Here is a 19,525-nt window from a genome sequence, read left to right as displayed (position 1 = left end):
GGCTGCTTGCAAGACCATGGCCTGCCCGATTGCGGAACCGGCGGCCGCTCAGGCTTGCAAACGCTCGGCGATGAGCGCGGCGAGCCGCGCCGCCACCTCGCCCTTGCCCATCTCAGGCCATTCCTCGACACCGTCCTTCGAGACGATGCGCACCTTGTTGCGGTCGCCGCCCATGACGCCGGTGGGGCCGACGCCGCTTTCATGCGAGACATCGTTGGCGACAATGAAATCGGCGCCCTTCTTCTTCAGCTTGGCCTCGGCATTCGCAATCAGGTCCTGCGTCTCGGCGGCGAAGCCGACAACCAGCCCCGGCCGTTGCCCGTGATGACCAACACTGGCGAGAATGTCGGGGTTTTCGACCATTTGCAGCGCCGGTGGGCCCTGGCCCGCCACCTTCTTGATCTTCTCGCCGGCCGTGCCAGCGGTGCGCCAGTCGGCGACGGCAGCTACGAAGACCGCGGCGTCCGCCGGCAACAACTGTTCGACGGCCGCCTTCATCTCGGCCGCGGTCTCGACATGTGTCGTCACAACGCCGGTCGGATCGGCAATGCTGACCGGACCGGAGATCAGGCGTACATCCGCGCCCAGTCTTGCCAGCGCTGCCGCAATCGCATGGCCCTGCTTGCCCGAAGAGCGGTTGGCGATGTAGCGCACCGGGTCGATCGGCTCATGCGTCGGCCCCGAGGTGACGATGATCCTGCGGCCGGCCAGCGGCTTCGGCCTGCTGTCGAGCAGTGCCTCGATCACTGCCACGATGTCCAGCGGCTCGGCCATGCGGCCTTCGCCCACCTCATTGCTCTCGGCCATCTCGCCCCTGGCCGGGCCGACAAAGGCGATGCCGTCCTTGGCGAGCGTCGCCCGGTTGCGGCGCGTCGCGGCATGCGACCACATTTTCGGGTTCATCGCCGGCGCCATCAGCACCTTCTTGTCGGTGGCGAGCAGCACCGTCGAGGCCAGATCGTTGGCATGGCCGTTGGCGAGCTTGGCCATCAGGTCGGCGGTGGCCGGCGCCACCACCAAGAGGTCGGCCTCGCGCGACAGGCGGATATGGCCAACATCGTGCTCGTCACTGCGGTCGAAGAGTTCGGTGAAGACATGGTCGGCCGAAAGCGCGCCGACCGAAAGCGTGGTGACGAACTCCTGCGCCGCCGATGTCATCACGACGCGCACCGCCGCACCGCGCTCGCGCAGCCGGCGGATCAGGTCCAGCGCCTTGTAGGCGGCGATGCCGCCGCCGATGATCAGCAGGATGCGCTTGCCGTCGAGGGTGTTGTGCGTTTTTGTGGATTGACCTCGCTGGGACAGATCGTTGTCAAAACCTCCATGAGGCTCAACCAGGCGGCGGATTGTTGCATAGAGGGTTTCGCTCTCGGGCATGCCGGCTTCCGCCGACAGCACGCTTTTGGCAAGCGCATCACGCGCCTCTTCCTCCATCGACACCCCGCGCGCCGCAGCGCGCTCACGCAATTTCTGCTTCACGTCGTCAGCTAGATTGCGGACAGTAATGGTGCCCATGACTTGCTCCGCGACATCAATAGCGCGACTGCAACGCTAGCACCACAGTTGCTAGCGATGCAAGCGATCAGAGCAGCTTCCACGCGATATACACCAGCGTCAGCGCGATCACCCATAGCGCCAGCCGGCCCGAGCGGGTGTAGCGCGCTTCGGCCTTACCGATGGCGCGCGATGTCGCTTCGTCGAAGCGGAGGCCGTGCTCCGCCATAAAATCGATCTCGCGTGACAGCCGCTCGGTGCGGGCGGCAAGATCGGGCGCCTGGCGGGCCAGCGCCAGCAGCGCCTTGGCGCCGTCGCGCGCGTCCATCAGCAGGCCGCTCGGCCCGAGATTGCCGGCGATCCACTGGCCGACCACCGGCTCGGCCGTCTTCCACATGTTGAAGGCCGGGTCGAGCGTGCGTGCGACGCCTTCGACCACCACCATGGTCTTCTGCAACAGGATCAGTTCCGACCGCGTGGCCATATCGAACAGTTCGGTGACCTCGAACAGCAGCGTGAGAAGCTTCGCCATCGAGATGGTTTCAGCCGGCTGGCCATGGATCGGCTCGCCGATGGCGCGAATGGCCTGCGCGAAAGCCGCGACATTGTGCTGGCGCGGCACGTAGCCGGCCTCGAAATGCACCTCGGCGACGCGCAGATAGTCGCGCGTGATGAAGCCGTAGAGGATTTCGGCGAGGAACCGGCGCTCCTTCTTGCCGAGCCGTCCGGCAATGCCGAGATCGACGGCGACGATATTGCCATTGGCCTCGACGAACAGATTGCCTGGATGCATGTCGGCATGGAAGAAGCCGTCCCGCAGCGTGTGACGCAGGAACGACTGGATCAGGTTGGTGGCGATCGCCTTCAGATCGTGCCCCGCCGCAGCGAGCCCGGCGATGTCGTTCATCTTGACGCCGTCGACCCATTCCATGGTCAGCACATCGCGCCCGGTGCGCTCCCAGTCGACCGACGGCACGCGGAAGCCCGGATCGTCCTTGGTGTTTTCGCCCAGTTCCGAAAGTGCGGCCGCCTCGAGGCGAAGATCCATCTCGATCTTGGTGGTCTGCGCCAGCGTCTCGGTCACCTCGACCGGCCGCAGCCGGCGCGACGACGGGATGTATTTCTCCTGCAGCCGGGCGGCGAGGAAATAGCTTTCGAGATCCTGGAAGAAGCGGCGGCGCACGCCAGGCCGGATCACCTTCACCGCCACCTTGGTATCGACACCGTCATGCATGGCCTGCGCGGGATGGACCTGGGCGATGGAGGCCGCCGCGACCGGCCCGCCGAACTGCGTATAGAGTTCGCCGATCTTGCGCCCGAGCGAGCCCTCGATCGCCGCCACCGCTTCCGCCTGCGAAAAAGTGTGCATCTTGTCCTGCAGCATGGCGAGGTCGAGCGCCATGTCGTTGCCGACGACATCAGGCCGCGTCGCCAGGAACTGGCCGAGCTTGACGTAGGAGGGTCCGAGCCGGACCACCGCCTTGGCCAGCCGGTCGCTGCGCTCATAAGCGAGTGCGCGGCGGCGGGTGAAGAGCCGGGCCATGCGCCAGCCGAATTTCGGCAGGCCGCCGAGTTCGTCGCCCGGCAGTGCTGCGATCACGCCCTCGCGGACCAGCACCCAGCCGGCCCGCGCGAGCCGAAAGGCGGCGCCGACGCTGCTCATCGCCTACCCTGCTGCTGCAAACTGTGGTGCCTCAAAGCTTCCAGCCCGAATGCAGGGCGGCAATGCCGCCGGAATAGTTGCGGAACGACACGCGCTCGAAGCCCGCGCGGGTGATCATGGCAGCAAAGTTCTGCTGATTGGGAAATTTGCGGATCGATTCGACCAGGTAGGAATAGGGTTCGCCCTCGCCCGTCACCATCTTGCCGATCTGCGGAATGGCGTTGAACGACCAGGCTTCGTAGACCTTGTCCAGCAGCGGCATCTCGACCTCGGAAAACTCCAGGCACAGGAACCGTCCGCCGGGCTTCAGCACGCGAAAGGCTTCCGTCAGCGCGACATCGATGCGCGGCACGTTGCGGATGCCGAATGCGATGGTGTAGGCGTCAAAGGTGCTATCGGTGAAAGGCAGTTCCTCGGCATTGGCCTCGACGAAATCGGTGTTGCCGGACAGGCCCTTTTTCTCCGCGCGGTCACGGCCGACGCTGAGCATCGAGCCGTTGATGTCGAGCACCGTGGCATGCGCGTTGCCTTGGCTGGCGTCTACAATGCGGAAGGCGATGTCGCCGGTGCCGCCCGCCACGTCAAGCACTTTCCAGCCCGGACGTTTCGGCGGATTGAGCCATGTCACCATGGCATCCTTCCACAGCCGGTGCAGCCCGGCCGACATCAGGTCGTTCATCAGGTCGTAGCGGTTCGCCACCTTGTGGAAAACATCGTTGACCAGAGGCTGCTTGTCGCCTGGCCCTACCTTCTTGAAACCATAGGAGGTTTCCATGCCGCCCGCGGCCGTGGTTCTCTCAACTGACATTATTTTGATCCGTCATAAAACCGGCGGGACCATAGCCGATCGATGGTGCGGGCGCTATTGTTTAAGGCGCGGTGTTCGGCCGCGCTTCCAGGTGGTGGGCTTTACGGCCTGGACTGATGAGACGGGATAACTGCATGCCTTTGAAAGCAGAACTGCACTGCCACATCGAGGGGGCAGCGGCGCCCGAACTCGTCATCCGTCAGGCGCAGAAATACGGCAAGGACACCTCGCTTTATATCCAGAACGGCTCCTTCGTCTGGCATGATTTCACCTCGTTCCTGGCGGCTTATGATTTTTCCGCCGACCTGTTCCGCACCGAGGAGGATTATGCCCGCCTCGCCGACCATTATCTGACCAGCCTTGCCCGCGACGGCGCCATCTATTCCGAGGTCTTCACCTCGCCCGACCATGCCGTCAGGGCCGGCCTGTCGCCCAAGGCCTATACCGATGCGCTCGGCGAAGGCATGCTGCGCGCCAAAGCCAAGACCGGCATCGAGGGCCGCATGATCGTCACCGGCGTACGCCATGTCGGCGTCGAGTCGATCGAGCAGGCGGCGCGCTTTGCGGCGCGCTGCGGAAATCCGCTGGTCACCGGCTTCGGCGTCGCCGGCGACGAGCGCATGGGCGAGATGGAGGATTATGTCAGGGCCTTCGAGATCGCCCGCGAAGCCGGCCTTGGCATCACCATCCATGCCGGCGAGTTGACCGGCTGGGAGACGGTGCAGGCCGCACTCGACCACATCCGCCCCTCGCGCATCGGCCATGGCGTGCGCGCCATCGAAAATCCCGACCTGGTGCGCCGCATCGCCGATGAGGGCATCGTGCTCGAATGCTGCCCCGGCTCCAACATCGCGCTCAAAGTCTACGACAGTTTCGCCGATCACCCTTTGCCTGCCCTGCAGGCGGCCGGCTGCAAGGTGACGCTGAACTCCGACGACCCACCCTATTTCTGGACCTCGCTGAAGCGCGAATACGACATCGCCGCCGAGCATTTCTCCATGAATGAAAAAGCTTTGACCGCCGTCACCAGGACGGCGATCGAAGCGGCTTTCGTCGACAGGAAGACGAAAAGCGCGCTGCTTGCCCGGCTCGATGCGAAGAGGTGACTGGTGATTGGTGATTGGTGATTGGTTTGCCGGCGGTTCGGCCTGTCAACGGCAATGATCGATCCATCGGGACTCGCAAACCTGCTCACTATTCACTATTCACTATTCACCATTCACTGGAGCAACCCATGCAGGGCGTCACCGTCGTCGACCACCCGCTTGTCCAGCACAAGCTGACCATCATGCGCAAGAAGGAGACGTCGACCGCTGGTTTCCGGCGGCTGCTGCGCGAGATCTCGCTCCTGCTCGGCTACGAGGTCACCCGCAACCTCGAACTGACGACGACGACCATCGAAACGCCGATGGAAACCATGGAAGCGCCGACGCTGGAGGGCAAGAAGCTGGTCTTCGCCTCGGTGCTGCGCGCCGGCAATGGCCTGCTCGAAGGCCTGCTCGACCTGGTCCCGGCGGCCCGCGTCGCGCATGTCGGCCTCTACCGCGATCACGAAACGCTGGAGGCGGTGGAATATTTCTTCAAGGCGCCGAGCGATCTCGCCGACCGGCTGGTGATCGTCGTCGATCCGATGCTGGCGACCGCGAACTCGGCCATCGCGGCCATCGACAAGCTGAAGGAGCGCGGAGCCACCAACATCCGTTTCCTTTGCCTGCTGGCGGCGCCAGAAGGCATCGAGCGCTTCACCAAGGCGCATCCGGATGTCCCGGTCTTTACCGCTTCCATCGACCGCCAGCTCAACGAGAAGGGCTACATCATGCCCGGCCTCGGCGATGCCGGCGACCGCATGTACGGAACCAAATGACGGCGGCTGGCAAGGCCAGCTGGCATCCAGTCGTTTACCGCCCGTTTACGCAAAGCCGCGGTTTCGGGTTGGCGTTAAAGCGGCAAACACCATGTGCGCACGAGAATGGGCCTTCACGAAGGTCCGTTCATGCTGCGCAAGCTTCTCATTCTGGGCGTGTTCGCCGGAACGTCGGCATCGATCCCGATCGTCTATCAGTCGAACCCGCAGATTCTCGACAACCTGTTGAAGTCGACCGTCGCCGGCAAGCCGCAACCGCAGCCCGAGCTGAGCCTCGCCTCGGTTCCCGACAAGCCGGCCGCACCGCTGCCCACCGGCCGCAAGGTCCTGGTGGCGGCCGACGAGCGCGGCCATTTCACCTCCGCCTTCAAGCTCAACGGCCGCCAGGTCGACGGCATGATCGACACCGGCGCCACGTTGGTCGCCATCAACACCTCGACGGCGCGCCGCATCGGCATCTCGCTCAACCCGTCGGATTTCAGCCATCAGGTCAACACCGCCAATGGCGCGATCAGGGCCGCTGTGGTCAACATCGACCGCCTGCAGATCGGCAAGATCAGCGTCGACAACATCCAGGCCGTGGTCCTCGACGACAAGGCGCTGCGCACCAACCTGATCGGCATGAGCTTTTTGCAGCGGCTGACAAAATACCAGGTCGAAAACGGCACACTGTTGCTGGTGCAGTAGCGCCTTCCGCTACCCGCGCGGCAGCACGCGCCGGATGACAGTCTTGTCGGCGGCTGGTTTCGACGCCCCGATCGTATAGGCCGAAAGCACGGCGGCTGCGGCCGCTTCGGCCTCCACTTGCGTGCGGGCGTGGACCAGCGCCAGCGGCTCGCCGGCCCGCACCTCGGCGCCGAGCGGCAGCAGCCTGGTGATGCCGACCGCATGGTCGATCCTGTCGTCCGGCCGCGTGCGCCCGCCACCGAGCCCGACCACAGCAAGGCCGATATCGCGGGTGGCAATAGCGGTGGCAAAACCGTTGCCTGTCGCCTTGACCGCAAACTCCACCGCCGCTTTCGGCAGGTATTTTTCCGGCTTCTCGACGAAATCGGCGGGACCGCCAAGGGCTGCGACCATACGCGCGAGGGGGGCCGCCGCGCGGCCGCCGGCCAGCGTCTCGGCCGCGCGCCTGAGACCGTCCTGATTGGACGACGCCAGCCCTGCCGATTGCAGCATCTCGGCGGCCAGCGCCAGCGTCACATCCTCCAGTCGCTTGTCGCGGAACCTTCCGGTGAGGAAATCGACGGCGTTGCGCACCTCGACCGCGTTGCCGGCCGCCGACGCCAGCGGCTCGTTCATACCGGTGACCAGCGCCGAGGCCTTCAGGCCGGCGCCGTTGGCGATCTCGACCAGGCTGTTGGCCAGTGCTGTCGCGTCGCGCGACTTCTCCATGAAGGCGCCATTGCCGACCTTGACGTCGAGCACCAGCGACCGCAGGCCGGCCGCGAGTTTCTTCGACAGGATAGAGGCAGTGATCAGCGGCACCGATTCCACCGTTCCGGTCACATCGCGGATCGCATAGAGGCGACGGTCGGCGGGCGCGAGATCGGCGGTCTGTCCGATGATGGCACAGCCGGTCTCGAGCACCGTCTTGCGGAAGCGCGCGATATCCGGCTGGCTGATATAGCCCGGGATGGCGTCCATCTTGTCCAGCGTGCCGCCGGTATGCCCAAGGCCCCTGCCGGAGATCATCGGCACATAGGCGCCGCAAGCGGCGACGATCGGCGCCAGCATCAGCGAGACATTGTCGCCGACGCCGCCGGTCGAATGTTTGTCGGTGACCGGACCCGGCAGGTCCGACCAGTCGAGCACATCGCCGGAATCGCGCATGGCGAGCGTCAGCGCCACCGCCTCGTCGCGGTTCATGCCGTTGAAGAACACCGCCATGGCAAAGGCGCCGACCTGACCGTCCGAGACGCTGCCCGAAGTTACGCCGGCGACAAAGGCCGAAATCTCCTGCGCCGACAGTTTCTGGCCATCGCGCTTGCGGCGGATGATTTCCTGGGGAAGCATCAGGCGTCGCCCTTCAGCTCCGGCAACCCATCCTGGAACACATGCGCAAGGATCGTCGCCAGCCGTGCGCCGCCGATCGGCGCCATGTCCTTGGTCTCCTGGTGCGACAGTTCCGCCCCGGTCATCCCGGCGGCGAGATTGGTGATCACCGAACAGGCGGCTACGCGAAGCCCAAGGAAGCGGGCGAGAATGACCTCCGGCACGGTCGACATCCCTACCGCATTGGCGCCCATGACGCGGGCCATGCGGATTTCAGCAGGGGTTTCGAAACACGGACCGGAAAACCACATATAGACGCCCTTGTGCAGCGCCGTCCCTGTCGCCTTCGCCGCCCGTTCGATCGCCGCGCGCAAGCCGGCATCATAGGCTTCGGTCAGGCCGACGAAGCGGCGGTCGCTCGGCTCGCCGATCAGCGGGTTGGAGCCGGAGAAATTGATGTGATCGGTGATCAGCATCACCGATCCAGGCAGCATGTCGGGATCGACCGAGCCGGCGGCATTGGTAAGGATCAGCTTGGTGATGCCGATGCCGGCAAGCACCTCCAGCGCCGGCCGCATCGCCGCAGCAACGCCGTGCTCGTAATAATGGGCGCGGCCGGACAGCATCAGCACCGGCGTGCCGGCGAAAAGCCCCGCGACCACCTCGCCGGCATGGCCAGTCACCCCGCTGCGGGGGAAACCCGGCAGGTCGGCATAAGAGATGCGCACGGCATTTTCGACCTGGTCGACAAGCCCGCCAAGGCCCGACCCCAGCACCATCGCCGTTGTCGGCGCCAACCCGTCCAGCCTTTCAACGAGGTGGTCCAGAGCTTCCTTCATATCAGCCAACTCTCACTTCAAAATGTCGCCACGAAACCCGTAGGGCAGCATGTCGCCCATGGTCACGGTCTCGACCACGCCGGTGTTGTCGCAAAGATAGAGCTTCGTGTCCGGCCGGCAGAACTCCGCCAGCCTTTGCCGGCAGCCGCCACAGGGCGAGCATTTGGCCATGCGCGAGGCAATGACGGCGATCTCGACGATCTTGCCGCCGCCGCCCATGATGTAATGGCCGAGCGCCGTGGTCTCGGCGCACCAGCCTTCCGGATAGGACGCGACCTCGATGTTGGCGCCGGTGAAGACACGGCCGTCCTCGGTGCGCAACGCCGCACCCACCGGAAACTTCGAATAGGGCGCGTAGGCCTTGGCCATGGCCTCCTGCGCGGCTTCGAACAGATCATGCGACATTCAGGTGTTCTCTCCGACGATCGTGGTCAAAACCCGGCGCTTTGCGTTTTCGTGGCGCCTTTCGAGCACCAGCCGCATGCTCGACTCAGTGCTCCTGGGCGCCCGGATCAACGTTCCTTGACATAAGGCACGCCGCCGGCGCGCGGCGGGATCGCCTTGCCGATGAAGCCGGCAAGCAGGATCACGGTCAGCACATAGGGCAGCGCCTGCATGAACTGCACCGGCACCTTGCCGATCAACGGCAGCGGCGAACCCTGCAGGCGGATCGCCGCCGCGTCGAGGAAGCCGAACAGAAGACAGGCGAACATAGCGTTGACCGGTCGCCATTTGGCAAAGATCAGCGCCGCCAGTGCGATGTACCCCTTGCCCGCGGTCATGTCCTTCACGAAGCCGCCATTCTGCACCATCGAGAGGTAGGCGCCGGCAATGCCGGTCAGCACACCGGTGCAGATCAGGGCCCGGTAGCGCAGCCAAGCGACCGAGATGCCGGCGGTGTCGACGGCGGCCGGGTTCTCGCCGACGGCGCGTAGGCGCAGGCCGAAGCGGGTGCGAAACAACACCCACCAGGTGAACGGCACCATGGCGAAAGCGAGATAGACCAGGATCGAATGGCCAGAGAGCAGCTCGGAATAGATCGGCCCTATGATCGGCACGTCGTGGATCGCGGCAGCACCAGGCAGAGTGATGGCCTCGAAACGCTCGCCCGGCTGCAGCGCCGGCGTGCGCCCGCCCTGCTGGAACCAGGCTTGGCCCAGAATGATGGTCGAGCCGGCGGCGACGAAGTTGATGGCCACACCGGAGACGATCTGGTTGCCGCGATGGGTGATCGAGGCGAAGCCGTGCACCAGGGCAAAGGCGACCGACATCACGATCGCCATGCCGAGACCGAGGAAGGCCGAATGGAAGACCGAAGCGGCGGCCGCACCTGCAAAGGCGCCGACCAGCATCTTGCCTTCCAGCCCGATGTCGAAAACGCCGGCGCGTTCCGAATAGAGGCCGGCGAGGCAAGCGAGTAGCAGCGGCACCGACAGGCGTATGGTCGAGTCCAGGATCTGCACGATGGCGATGAAGACGTCCATCTCAGGCGCCCTTCCCTTTGACCGCTTCGATGCCGACCGACCTTGGACTGAACGAGGCGAACAGCGCCTGGACGTAGGGCCGGAACATGTGCTCCAGCGCACCGGCAAACAGGATGACCAGGCCTTGGATGATGACGATCATGTCGCGGGAAATCGCCGGCATTTCGAAGGCAAGTTCGGCGCCGCCCTGGTAGAGCATGCCGAACAGGATCGCCGCCAGCACGATGCCGACCGGATGCAGTCGGCCCATCAGCGCCACGGCGATGCCGACGAAGCCGGCGCCGGAGACGAAATCGATCGCCACATTGTGCTGGTCGCCCATCACCGGGTTCAGCGTCATCATGCCGGCCAGCGCGCCCGAAATCATCATCGCGATGATGATGATGCGGGTCTCCGAAATGCCGGCATAGCGCGCCGCTTTCGGGCTGTGGCCATAGGTGCGCATCTCGTAGCCGAGCTTGGTGCGCCAGATCAGCAGCCAGACCAGGAATGCCATGAGCAGCGCCAGCAGGAAGCAGATGTTGAACGGCGCCGAGCGGATCTTGGCGCCGAACAGTTCGATGATCCAGTTGAGCTTCGGCAGCTCGGCCCCGGCGAGGAAGTTGCGCGTCTGCGGTGCCTGCGACGCCGCCGGCTTCAATGGCCCGACCAGGAGATAGACCATGATCGAGGCCGCGATGAAGTTGAACATGATGGTGGTGATGACGATGTGCGACCCGCGCTTGGCCTGCAGATAGGCCGGAATCAGCGCCCACAGCGCACCGACGGCGGCTCCGGCGACGATCGCCAGCGGAAAGGTCAGCCACCACGGCAGCACAGTGTCGAAGGCGAGGCAGACCACGCCCACGCCAAGGCCGGCAATATAGGCCTGGCCCTCGGTCCCGATGTTGAACAGGCCGCAATGTGCGGCCACCGCCACTGACAGGCCGGTGAAGATGAAGGTGGTGGCATAGAACAGCGTGAAGGCAATGCCGGTTCCCTTGCCGAAAGCGCCCTCGACCAGGATGACGGCGGCACGAAACGGGTTTTCGCCGACCAGCATGACGACGAAACCGGCAACGATGAAGGCCACCGACAGATTGATCAGCGGGATCAGCCCATAATCGGCCCAGGCCGGCAGCTTGGCGTAAGGCGTGCTCACTCTGCCGCCTCCTGGCGATCGACGCCTGCCATCAGCAGGCCAAGCTCGCCTTCGGTCGCCTCCGGGCCACGTTCGCCGACGATGCGCCCGGCAAACATCACCAGGATGCGGTCCGACAGCGAACGGATCTCGTCGAGCTCGACCGACACCACCAGCACCGCCTTGCCCTGGTCGCGCATGGCAATCAGCCGCTTGTGGATGAATTCTATGGCGCCGACATCGACGCCGCGCGTCGGCTGGCCGACGATCAGAACACCGGGATCCTGCTCCATTTCTCGCGCCAGCACGATCTTCTGCTGGTTGCCGCCGGAGAAATTCGCCGTCTTCAGACGCGGATTGCCGGGACGGATGTCGTATTTCTCGATCTTGTCCTTGGCATCGGTCATGATGGCGTCGATGTTGAGGAACGGCCCTTTGAGGTAGCGCGGGTCGTCATGGTAGCCGAGGATCGAATTCTCGTTCTCCTCGAAGGCCAGCACCAGGCCGACATGATGGCGGTCCTCCGGCACATGGGCGAGCCCACGGTCGCGCAACTCGCCGGGATCGGCGGCCCCGGTCAGGTCGATCGGCTTGCCATCGAGCATCACCGAGCCGGAAACCGCGCGCCTGATGCCGGAAATCGCCTCGATCAGTTCGGACTGGCCGTTGCCGGCGACACCGGCAATGCCGACGATCTCGCCGGCGCGGATATCGAAGGAGATGTCGTCGACCATGGTGACGCCGCGCTGGTCTTTCACCGTCAGGTTCTTGACCGCGAGCTTGACCGCGCCGGCCTCCGTCTCGCCCTTTTCGACCCGCAGCAGCACGCGCCGCCCGACCATCAGTTCGGCCAGTTCGCCGACTGTCGTCTTGCTGGTCTCGCGCGTCGCCACCATCGTGCCCTGGCGCATGACCGAGACATTGTCGGTGATGGCCATGATCTCGCGCAGCTTGTGGGTGATCAGCACCACCGTTTTGCCCTGGTCCTTCAATTGCCTGAGGATGCGGAACAGATGGTCGGCCTCGGCCGGCGTCAACACGCCCGTCGGCTCGTCGAGAATCAGGATTTCGGCGCCGCGATAAAGCGCCTTCAGGATTTCGACACGCTGCTGCAGGCCGACCGGCAATTCCTCGATGATGGCGTCGGGATCGACTTCCAGCCCGTATTCGCGCTCGAGCCGCTCCAGTTCGGAGCGCGCCTTGGCGATGCTCTTTTTCAACAGCGCATCGCTTTCGGCGCCGAGGATGATGTTTTCCAGCACGGTGAAATTGTCGACCAGCATGAAGTGCTGGTGCACCATGCCGATGCCGAGCGCGATGGCGTCGTTGGAAGTCTTGATCGACGCCGGCTTGCCGCCGACACGGATCTCGCCGCTGTCGGCCTGGTAGAAGCCGTAGAGGATCGACATCAGCGTCGACTTGCCGGCGCCGTTCTCGCCGACGATGCCGTGGATGGTGCCGCGTGCGATCTCCAGATTGATGTCGCGATTGGCGCGAACGGCGCCAAAACTCTTGTTGATGCCGATCAGTTCGATTGCGGCTTGCGCCATGCAGCCTGTCCCACTCTTATTTTTTTATCGCTTGGTCAAAACGCCTAGCATGATGCCCCACCCGTGCCAATTGGCGGCGCAGTGGCCACTCTCGACAAATCCCGGTGCGCTTGTCAATTTCGAACGTGGCCGCAGACCTTCACATTCACTAATATGCAAGGCTCAACAGTCGCATCATGCTGCAACCGCGTGCACCAAGACCTGAGGAGTTTTGAATGATCATGCCTGTCGACCGGCTGACGACGCTGGAAATCCGCGCCGCTGAACAGGAAAAGACCATCGAGGAACTGTCGGGCCAGATCGTCGAGCAGTGGACGGCGATCGAACGCATGCAGCGCAAGCTCGATGCGCTGACCGGGCGCTTCATGGCGCTGGAGGAACAATCGGCACCCGACGTGCCGATAACCAAACCGCCGCACTGGTAGCAAGGAGAAGCCTATGGCCAGTGAAAGCGATCGCATTGCGCGGGCGGGCGATTATGTGCTTGGCCTGATGAACGATCGCGACCGCGAACGTGCCGAGCGCGACCTGGAGATCGATCCCGCCTTCCGCGACACGGTGATGCGGCTGGCCGAGCGCATGCATGTCCTCGACCGTGGTGCGCCATCGGGCGGCAGCGATCGCTGGCGGCTGATCTCGCAACGCATCGCCGAACTGCCGCAGATGCGTGTGGTTGGCCAGGACGAAGCGAAGCCGGTGATCGGCAGACTGGAGCGGAAGCCCTATGGCGTCGGCGTGCATTCGCTCGGTGGCCGACGCGGCGCCGTCATCGCCATCGCGCTGATGGTAGTGTTTGCGCTGGGTTATCTCGTCGGACAGCTATAGGCCGAGTTCGCGCGACATCAGCAGCATCGGGTAGCCGTCCTGCTCAAACGACTCGACCACTGCCCAACCGAGCCCGGCATAGAAGTCTCGCGCCACCCACGTATAGAGGTAGGTCCTCTCCACACCGATCGCGGTTGCATGCGCTTCGATGGCTGCAACCAGCGCGCGGCCGATCCCTTTGCCGCGGTGGTCGCTATCGACGACCAATCCCGCCAGCCAAGGCGTCAGCTCATGCGCGGGTTCAATTTCGTGGCGAACCAGCAGGCAGGTCCCGACCGGGACCTCCCCTATCCGCGCCACAAGCGCCGCCTCGAAGCCATCTCCATTGAGCAACTCGCGAAGCCCGGCGACGTCCTCATTCAGCGTTCTTGCGCTGCCCTCGAAAAAGGCGGCGATGCGCAGTCGCGCCACTGCATCAACATCGCGTTCGGTCATCGGTCCGATGGTCGGCTTCACTCTCGCCTCTCAAGTTGCGGCCCCCGTCAAAACCCAAAAACAAAACCGCCGGACTCTCGCCCGGCGGTTTCAACTCTAATGGATAGAGATCAATACGGGCAGGCGTTGTCGGCGGTATAGTCGTGCACCTGGATCGTGCCGGCGATGATGTCGGCCTTGGCCTTTTCGACGGCAGCCTTCATCTCGTCGGTGACCAGCGCCTTGTTGTTGTCGTCCATGGCGTAGTCGACACCGCCTTCCTTGAGGCCGAGATTTTGCAGGCCGCCTTTGAAGGTGCCGTTCTTGCCGTCCATGAAGGCGGTGTAGACGGCCACGTCGACGCGCTTCAGCATCGAGGTCAGCACCTTGCCGGGCTGCAGGCCGTTCTGGTTGGAATCGACGCCGATGCCGAGCTTGCCGGCATCCGCCGCCGCCTGCAGCACGCCGACACCGGTGCCGCCGGCCGCGGCATAGACCACGTCGGAGCCCTGGTCGATCTGCGTCTTGGCGATCTCGCCGCCCTTGGCCGGATCGTTCCACGCCGCCGGCGTGTCGCCGGTCATGTTCTGGATGACGTCGGTCGCACCGGCTGCCTTGGCGCCGCCGACATAGCCGCATTCGAACTTGCGGATCAGCGGAATGTCCATGCCGCCGATGAAGGAGACCTTCTTGGACTTCGAGGCCATCGCCGCCAGGATGCCGACGAGATAGGAGCCTTCGTTTTCCTTGAACACAAGCGAGCGGACATTGGGCATATCGACGGCATCGTCGATGATGGCGAAGTTGAGATCGGGATATTCCTTCGCGACCACCTTCAGCGCATCCTCCCAGGCAAAGCCGGCCATGACGATCGGGTTGCGGCCGTCCTCGGCGAAGCGGCGCAGCGCCTGCTCGCGTTGCGAGGCGTTCGACACTTCGAACTCGACATAGGCGGTGCCGGTCTCGGTCTTGAACTTTTCGGCGCCGTGATAGGCAGCCTCGTTGAAGGATTTGTCGAATTTGCCGCCGAGATCGTAGAGGATGGCCGGCTGGACATCCGCGGCGAAAGCCGGAAGAACCATTGCGGTTGCGGCCAGGAGGCCGAGAACGATACGTTTCATGTGATCCACACCCTGTCGGTTATTTTTTTCCGTTACGCGCCGTCCGCCTGCCCGGTTCTCCGGCAGGCATGCGGCATCAGCCAGGAGTGTACTCCCCTCCCGCTCAAGGCAATCTGGCACGGCCCGAAACAAAATTCACGCGGAATTTTGACCTTTTGGAAAAGCATGCCCCCCGTTGGAAAAACATGCCCAAGACGGTGACAGCTGTGGGCGATTGCCACATTGTCGTCGCAAGTCCGCTGGGACAACCCATCAGCCCGGCGCGAATTCTCCGCCGCGCCGCCGGCGCCGGTAGCCGATCGCATAGAGGATGAAGGCAAGCACCGCGAACACGGCAAACCCGGGCTGGGCAAGCACCCAGGCGATGCCGCCATCCCATATCATCGGATTGACCTTGGCGCGCACGAAGGTCTCGAAGCCCGCGCGGGTGTCGGGCGAAACCGCCAGCCAGCTCGAATTCAGCGGCGTCATGACCAATGCGGAAGCCGCCACCGAGCGCGTCGCGTCGAGCACGGCCATGATGACGGCGACCGAGAGTGCGACCATGGCCGCGAGGCGAAACAAAAAACGCAGCATCGAAATCTTCCCCGGTCCTCAAGTTCCTCCCGAGGACCTTCCGGTCAAAGGCGAGGAATAGAATGCGCACGCCCGGCGTGCAATCGCCATACGCGAATTTGAAGCCTATCGCCCGCCTATGGCCACTTTTCGGCTCCGCCGATGGACGAGCCAGACGCCGAGGACGCCGCCGCCAATGGCCCCGACCACCAGCCCGGCAAGGCCGATGAACACCGCGAAGTAGCCGCAGCCGCCTTCGAAACAGCTGATGTCGGTGGCTTCGGCGATCCCCGCGCCGAGCGCAAAGCCGGCGACAGTGCCGACGACGGCGCCGAGGGTGATGCCGGCCAGCGCGGCGACGACCGAACTAAAGGCTGACGGTGCCTGCGCTTCCGGCCTTGCATAAAAGGCCTTGGCCTCGTCGCGGCGGCGCAGCAGGTAAATGCAAAACAGGCCGATGACGATTTCGCTGGCGGCGATCGCAAGCTCCCTGGCGGAGACGGTGAAATCGGGCACGGTCAGCGCATAGACCTGCTCGGCCAGCCGCCAGGCGATGGTGGTGATCTGCCAGATGGTGAAATGACGCGGAAAGCGCGCGGAACGGCTTAAGGCGAGGCCGAGCAGATAAAGCCCCCACACGATGGTGACGATGTCGAAGGCCAGTCCGCCAAGCACGAAATAGAAGACCCTGTCCGGCAGGCCGGAACTCTCCAACAGCCACCGCGCCGAGACCAGCCAGTAGACCGACCATGCCATGACGAAGAGGAGCCAGACCACGGGCACAAAGGACAGCCCGCTGTCCGGACGCCCTGCCGGCGTCAGCCCGCCTGGCATGCCTCCGGCCGGCGTTCCGCTGGCCGGCTGTTCATTGCTCGATGTCATGTCGGACGATGCCCCCCGCAAAGCCTCCGCCGCACTCGACAGGTGGCGAGGGGCGAAGTCAAGCGCGGCCGGCCCTGCCGCCTTGCCCGTGCACACCATTCAGAACCGAAGCGCCTTAGAAGCGGAGCCGTTCAACGCCCCGCGAAACGATGCATGGCCGGCAAAGCGAATAGACTGCCGTTATGGCTTGGCATTCGGCGCCGGATCGACTAGATGAGCCCCGCGCCTGTTTGATTGACGGGCGCCGGGAAGGGCATCCGCTGGTTGGCGGTGTCCATCAAGCGGGTCTTCCCGCAAATCCCAAAGGGATGCATCTCCCCAACCCGCGTGGCAAAACCGGCCGGCGCGAATGCAAGGACGGAGAGGTGGCCGAGTGGTTGAAGGCGCACGCCTGGAAAGTGTGTTTACGGGAGACCGTAACGCGGGTTCGAATCCCGCTCTCTCCGCCATTATCAAGCCAATGAAACCGCCTGCGATTTCCCACCCAGCGGGTGCGGCTGACTTTATTTCACATGCTCGCCCTGGGTTCATGGCGGATTGCGGCTTGCTCGCCAAGCCAGGCGCAGAAATGCCGCGGAGCGATCCGGCGGTCGCCGTCACCTGTTCAACCGCCAGAGTTTCAAAGGCGTAGCGGACCTCTGTCTTCACTCTTCGTGCCCCATCTGTCACCGTCGCAACCAACGCGTTAGTGCCGCCTGGTGCGGTCTCAGGTCGCAGATGAGGTAATTCCATGAATTATAACGATATCGACCTCAATCTATTGCGGGTCTTTGACGTGATGATGCGGGAAAGGAGCGTGACGCGGGCGGCTACCGAATTGGGCAGAACACAATCAGCTGTAAGCCACTCCCTGTCGAAGCTTCGGTATCTATTGCAGGATGAATTGTTCACCAGAGATGGCGGCGAGATGCGGCCAACTCCCCGGGCAGTTGAGCTGCTGTCGAATATTTCCGCCGCACTCGCAACGATCCGCGCATCGATCGACCGGCATCAGATCTTCAATCCAGCAACGACGCGGCGCAACTTTCGCGTTGGACTTACAGATTATCATGCCATGGTTTTCATCCCGGGCCTCATTCGAGAATTTTCCAGGCAAGCTCCTGGCGCGACGCTGAACGTCATTCCCGCAAACGGACCCGAAATCGGTTCATCGGTCTATCTGAGACAAGTTGACTGCGCGCTGACGGGAGCAGCGATACGCGACGACCCAGGTCTCTTGAAGGTGGAGCTTGGCCAGGACCGATTGTTTTGCGCGGTGTGGAGCGGAAGCAAGATCGCCAGAAGCGCAATGACGCTGGAAACCTATCTGGCCAGTTCTCACCTCCAGATTTCCGCAGATGGCCTGGCGGAAGGCCTCGCGGATGCCGCCCTCAAACAGATGGGTCTTCGCCGCAATGTCGTTGCGACCATCTCGAACTATCCGGTGCTGCCCTGGGCGCTTCGCGGCACTGAACTGATTACCCATTGCGGTGATGCCATCCTGCAAATGCTGGATGAGAGGAGTGAGGTGACGTTGGTCCCGCCACCCCTTCCGATAGCGAATGTGAATGCCTGGCTTATTGTTCACCGCCAGATGGCGAATGACCCTGGAACCAGGTGGCTCCGGGAAATCATCGTGGGAATCTACAACGAATCGCGGACCAAGAGACACCAAGGCACGGTCGGAACACCGGGATCCGCCGTAAAATAGATCGCGCGCGCTATCGTCTGTTTCACCACTCGAACGCCTTTGTACCTGCGAGCGGGTGCCGCGCAATTATGAAGGGCGCTCATTTTGACCATGAGAACAATCGATTTGACGAATAGTTCACCTGGAGAGCACATTCCCTTCAACAATAACAGGGGAATGCCGAAATGAGATCAACGTTCAAGGGCCTACTTGCCCTCGCTATCGCGTGCACCGCCTCCTCGGCGTGGTCCGCAACCCTCGACAATGTCAAGAAAAATGGAGTGCTGACCTGTGGCACGAATTCGGCCACGGCTGGCTTCAGCCTCCCCGACAATGAAGGCAAATGGACCGGATTTGTCGTCGATTATTGTCGCGCCGTGGCCGCTGCCGTGCTCGGGGATGCGCAAAAGGTCAAGTTCATCCCATTGACGCCAAAGGATCGCTTCACCGCCTTGCAGTCGGGAGAGATCGACATTCTCGCGCACAACGCAACCTGGACATCGTCCCGCGATACGTCGCTAGGCATACTGTTTGCCGGCACGTATTTCTATGACGGCCAGGGGTTCATGGTGCGCAAGGCCGACAACATCACGTCGGCCAAGGGGCTCGACGGCGCATCGATATGCGTCACCCAGGGCACCACGACCGAGTTGAACCTTGCCGACTATTTTCGCTCGCAGTTGATCAAGTACACGACGGTTGGTTTCGCGGACGAGGAAGCTGTGGTGAAGGCTTATGAGGAGGGGCGTTGCGACGTCTTGTCCGCAGACACCTCCACCTTGAACGCGTCGAGGCTTCGCATGGCCAAGCCGGACGACAGCATTGTTCTTCCCGAGCTGATCTCCAAGGAGCCGCTTGGCCCGGCCGTGCGGCAGGGTGACGACCAGTGGCTCAATGTGGCGAAGTGGACGCTCTACGTCATGGTGGCCGCGGAGGAATACGGGGTCACCTCCAAGAACGTCGATGCCATGAAATCGTCGGACAACCCCAGCATCCGCCGCTTGCTTGGCGTGGACGGCAGCATAGGCAAGGACATCGGGCTCGGCGATAACTGGCCGGTCGAGGTGATCAAGCAGGTCGGCAATTACGGCGAAGTGTTTGATCGCAATGTCGGCAAGGATTCGCCGCTGAAAATGGAGCGCGGCATGAACGCGCTCTGGAACCAAGGCGGCGTTCAATACGCTCCGCCGATCCGCTAACGCATGTCGCTCAAAAATGGCCCCGGTTTTGAGACACGACATG

The 19,525-nt window shown here is 63.4% G+C and carries 20 protein-coding genes and 1 tRNA gene; 8 read left to right on the top strand and 13 right to left on the bottom strand.

Annotated elements, in window-relative coordinates:
- Positions 1-48: 48 nt before the first annotated feature.
- From coaBC to ubiE, 3 genes are all read right to left on the bottom strand, one after another.
- The gene (coaBC, locus tag NKI64_RS04930) at positions 49-1,515 is read right to left on the bottom strand and encodes a bifunctional phosphopantothenoylcysteine decarboxylase/phosphopantothenate--cysteine ligase CoaBC (RefSeq protein ID WP_352666779.1); all 1,467 of its coding nucleotides are present in this window, start codon (positions 1,513-1,515) and stop codon (positions 49-51) included.
- Positions 1,516-1,582: 67 nt separating this feature from the next.
- Positions 1,583-3,157: a 2-polyprenylphenol 6-hydroxylase gene (gene ubiB, locus NKI64_RS04925; RefSeq protein WP_023671132.1), complete on the bottom strand. Its 1,575-nt coding sequence runs from the start codon at positions 3,155-3,157 to the stop codon at positions 1,583-1,585.
- 31 nt (positions 3,158-3,188) lie between these two features.
- The gene (gene ubiE / locus NKI64_RS04920) at positions 3,189-3,965 is read right to left on the bottom strand and encodes a bifunctional demethylmenaquinone methyltransferase/2-methoxy-6-polyprenyl-1,4-benzoquinol methylase UbiE (protein WP_023740925.1); all 777 of its coding nucleotides are present in this window, start codon (positions 3,963-3,965) and stop codon (positions 3,189-3,191) included.
- A 134-nt stretch (positions 3,966-4,099) separates the two neighbouring features.
- Here ubiE and NKI64_RS04915 point away from each other — a divergent pair, with 134 nt between their 5' ends.
- From NKI64_RS04915 to NKI64_RS04905, 3 genes are all read left to right on the top strand, one after another.
- A complete protein-coding gene (locus NKI64_RS04915; RefSeq protein WP_023704052.1) occupies positions 4,100-5,071 on the top strand; it encodes an adenosine deaminase in 972 nt (323 codons plus the stop codon).
- A gap of 128 nt (positions 5,072-5,199) precedes the next feature.
- The gene (gene upp / locus NKI64_RS04910) at positions 5,200-5,829 is read left to right on the top strand and encodes a uracil phosphoribosyltransferase (RefSeq protein WP_023671129.1); all 630 of its coding nucleotides are present in this window, start codon (positions 5,200-5,202) and stop codon (positions 5,827-5,829) included.
- Between the two features lie 129 nt (positions 5,830-5,958).
- Positions 5,959-6,516: a TIGR02281 family clan AA aspartic protease gene (locus tag NKI64_RS04905; RefSeq protein WP_352666774.1), complete on the top strand. Its 558-nt coding sequence runs from the start codon at positions 5,959-5,961 to the stop codon at positions 6,514-6,516.
- Positions 6,517-6,525: 9 nt separating this feature from the next.
- On the opposite strand, the gene deoA is transcribed toward NKI64_RS04905, so the two are convergent.
- From deoA to NKI64_RS04875, 6 genes are all read right to left on the bottom strand, one after another.
- Entirely contained in the window at positions 6,526-7,845 is a 1,320-nt protein-coding gene (deoA, locus tag NKI64_RS04900) for a thymidine phosphorylase (protein ID WP_352666771.1), read from the bottom strand.
- Positions 7,845-8,663, bottom strand: coding sequence for a purine-nucleoside phosphorylase (locus tag NKI64_RS04895; protein ID WP_023691860.1), 819 nt, complete (start codon positions 8,661-8,663; stop codon positions 7,845-7,847). Before NKI64_RS04895 ends, deoA begins: the two co-directional genes overlap by 1 nt.
- Positions 8,664-8,675: 12 nt before the next feature.
- Positions 8,676-9,068, bottom strand: a complete 393-nt coding sequence (gene cdd / locus NKI64_RS04890; protein ID WP_023683183.1) for a cytidine deaminase — start codon at positions 9,066-9,068, stop codon at positions 8,676-8,678.
- A gap of 107 nt (positions 9,069-9,175) precedes the next feature.
- A complete protein-coding gene (locus tag NKI64_RS04885) occupies positions 9,176-10,147 on the bottom strand; it encodes an ABC transporter permease (RefSeq protein WP_023683182.1) in 972 nt (323 codons plus the stop codon).
- Between the two features lies 1 nt (position 10,148).
- A complete protein-coding gene (locus NKI64_RS04880) occupies positions 10,149-11,288 on the bottom strand; it encodes an ABC transporter permease (protein WP_023686470.1) in 1,140 nt (379 codons plus the stop codon).
- Entirely contained in the window at positions 11,285-12,817 is a 1,533-nt protein-coding gene (locus NKI64_RS04875) for an ABC transporter ATP-binding protein (protein WP_023700988.1), read from the bottom strand. The genes NKI64_RS04880 and NKI64_RS04875 overlap by 4 nt, the downstream gene beginning before the upstream one ends.
- Positions 12,818-13,035: 218 nt before the next feature.
- On the opposite strand from NKI64_RS04875, the gene NKI64_RS04870 reads away from it, so the two are divergent.
- Both NKI64_RS04870 and NKI64_RS04865 read left to right on the top strand, forming a co-directional pair.
- Complete coding sequence (locus tag NKI64_RS04870) at positions 13,036-13,242, top strand: SlyX family protein (RefSeq protein WP_198020972.1); 207 nt, start codon at positions 13,036-13,038, stop codon at positions 13,240-13,242.
- 13 nt (positions 13,243-13,255) lie between these two features.
- The gene (locus tag NKI64_RS04865; protein WP_352461087.1) at positions 13,256-13,642 is read left to right on the top strand and encodes a hypothetical protein; all 387 of its coding nucleotides are present in this window, start codon (positions 13,256-13,258) and stop codon (positions 13,640-13,642) included.
- Here the strand turns inward: NKI64_RS04865 and NKI64_RS04860 are convergent.
- From NKI64_RS04860 to NKI64_RS04845, 4 genes are all read right to left on the bottom strand, one after another.
- The gene (locus NKI64_RS04860; protein ID WP_023700985.1) at positions 13,637-14,098 is read right to left on the bottom strand and encodes a GNAT family N-acetyltransferase; all 462 of its coding nucleotides are present in this window, start codon (positions 14,096-14,098) and stop codon (positions 13,637-13,639) included. The genes NKI64_RS04865 and NKI64_RS04860 overlap by 6 nt on opposite strands.
- 89 nt (positions 14,099-14,187) lie before the next feature.
- Positions 14,188-15,177, bottom strand: coding sequence for a BMP family lipoprotein (locus NKI64_RS04855; protein ID WP_023683177.1), 990 nt, complete (start codon positions 15,175-15,177; stop codon positions 14,188-14,190).
- Between the two features lie 252 nt (positions 15,178-15,429).
- Complete coding sequence (locus tag NKI64_RS04850; protein ID WP_023825163.1) at positions 15,430-15,753, bottom strand: hypothetical protein; 324 nt, start codon at positions 15,751-15,753, stop codon at positions 15,430-15,432.
- A 105-nt stretch (positions 15,754-15,858) separates the two neighbouring features.
- Positions 15,859-16,614, bottom strand: coding sequence for a hypothetical protein (locus NKI64_RS04845; protein WP_352666765.1), 756 nt, complete (start codon positions 16,612-16,614; stop codon positions 15,859-15,861).
- A 359-nt stretch (positions 16,615-16,973) separates the two neighbouring features.
- Here NKI64_RS04845 and NKI64_RS04840 point away from each other — a divergent pair.
- From NKI64_RS04840 to NKI64_RS04830, 3 genes are all read left to right on the top strand, one after another.
- Positions 16,974-17,063: transfer RNA gene (locus tag NKI64_RS04840), tRNA-Ser, on the top strand.
- A gap of 281 nt (positions 17,064-17,344) precedes the next feature.
- Positions 17,345-18,304, top strand: coding sequence for a LysR family transcriptional regulator (locus NKI64_RS04835; protein WP_023726526.1), 960 nt, complete (start codon positions 17,345-17,347; stop codon positions 18,302-18,304).
- A 164-nt stretch (positions 18,305-18,468) separates the two neighbouring features.
- On the top strand, positions 18,469-19,482 hold the full coding sequence (locus NKI64_RS04830; protein ID WP_352666761.1) for an amino acid ABC transporter substrate-binding protein: 1,014 nt from the start codon (positions 18,469-18,471) through the stop codon (positions 19,480-19,482).
- The last annotated feature ends 43 nt before the right edge of the window (positions 19,483-19,525 follow it).

It is taken from the genome of Mesorhizobium sp. M0478 (genome assembly GCF_040321305.1).
Lineage (GTDB): Bacteria > Pseudomonadota > Alphaproteobacteria > Rhizobiales > Rhizobiaceae > Mesorhizobium.
This window is presented reverse-complemented; position numbering and strand designations above follow the sequence as displayed.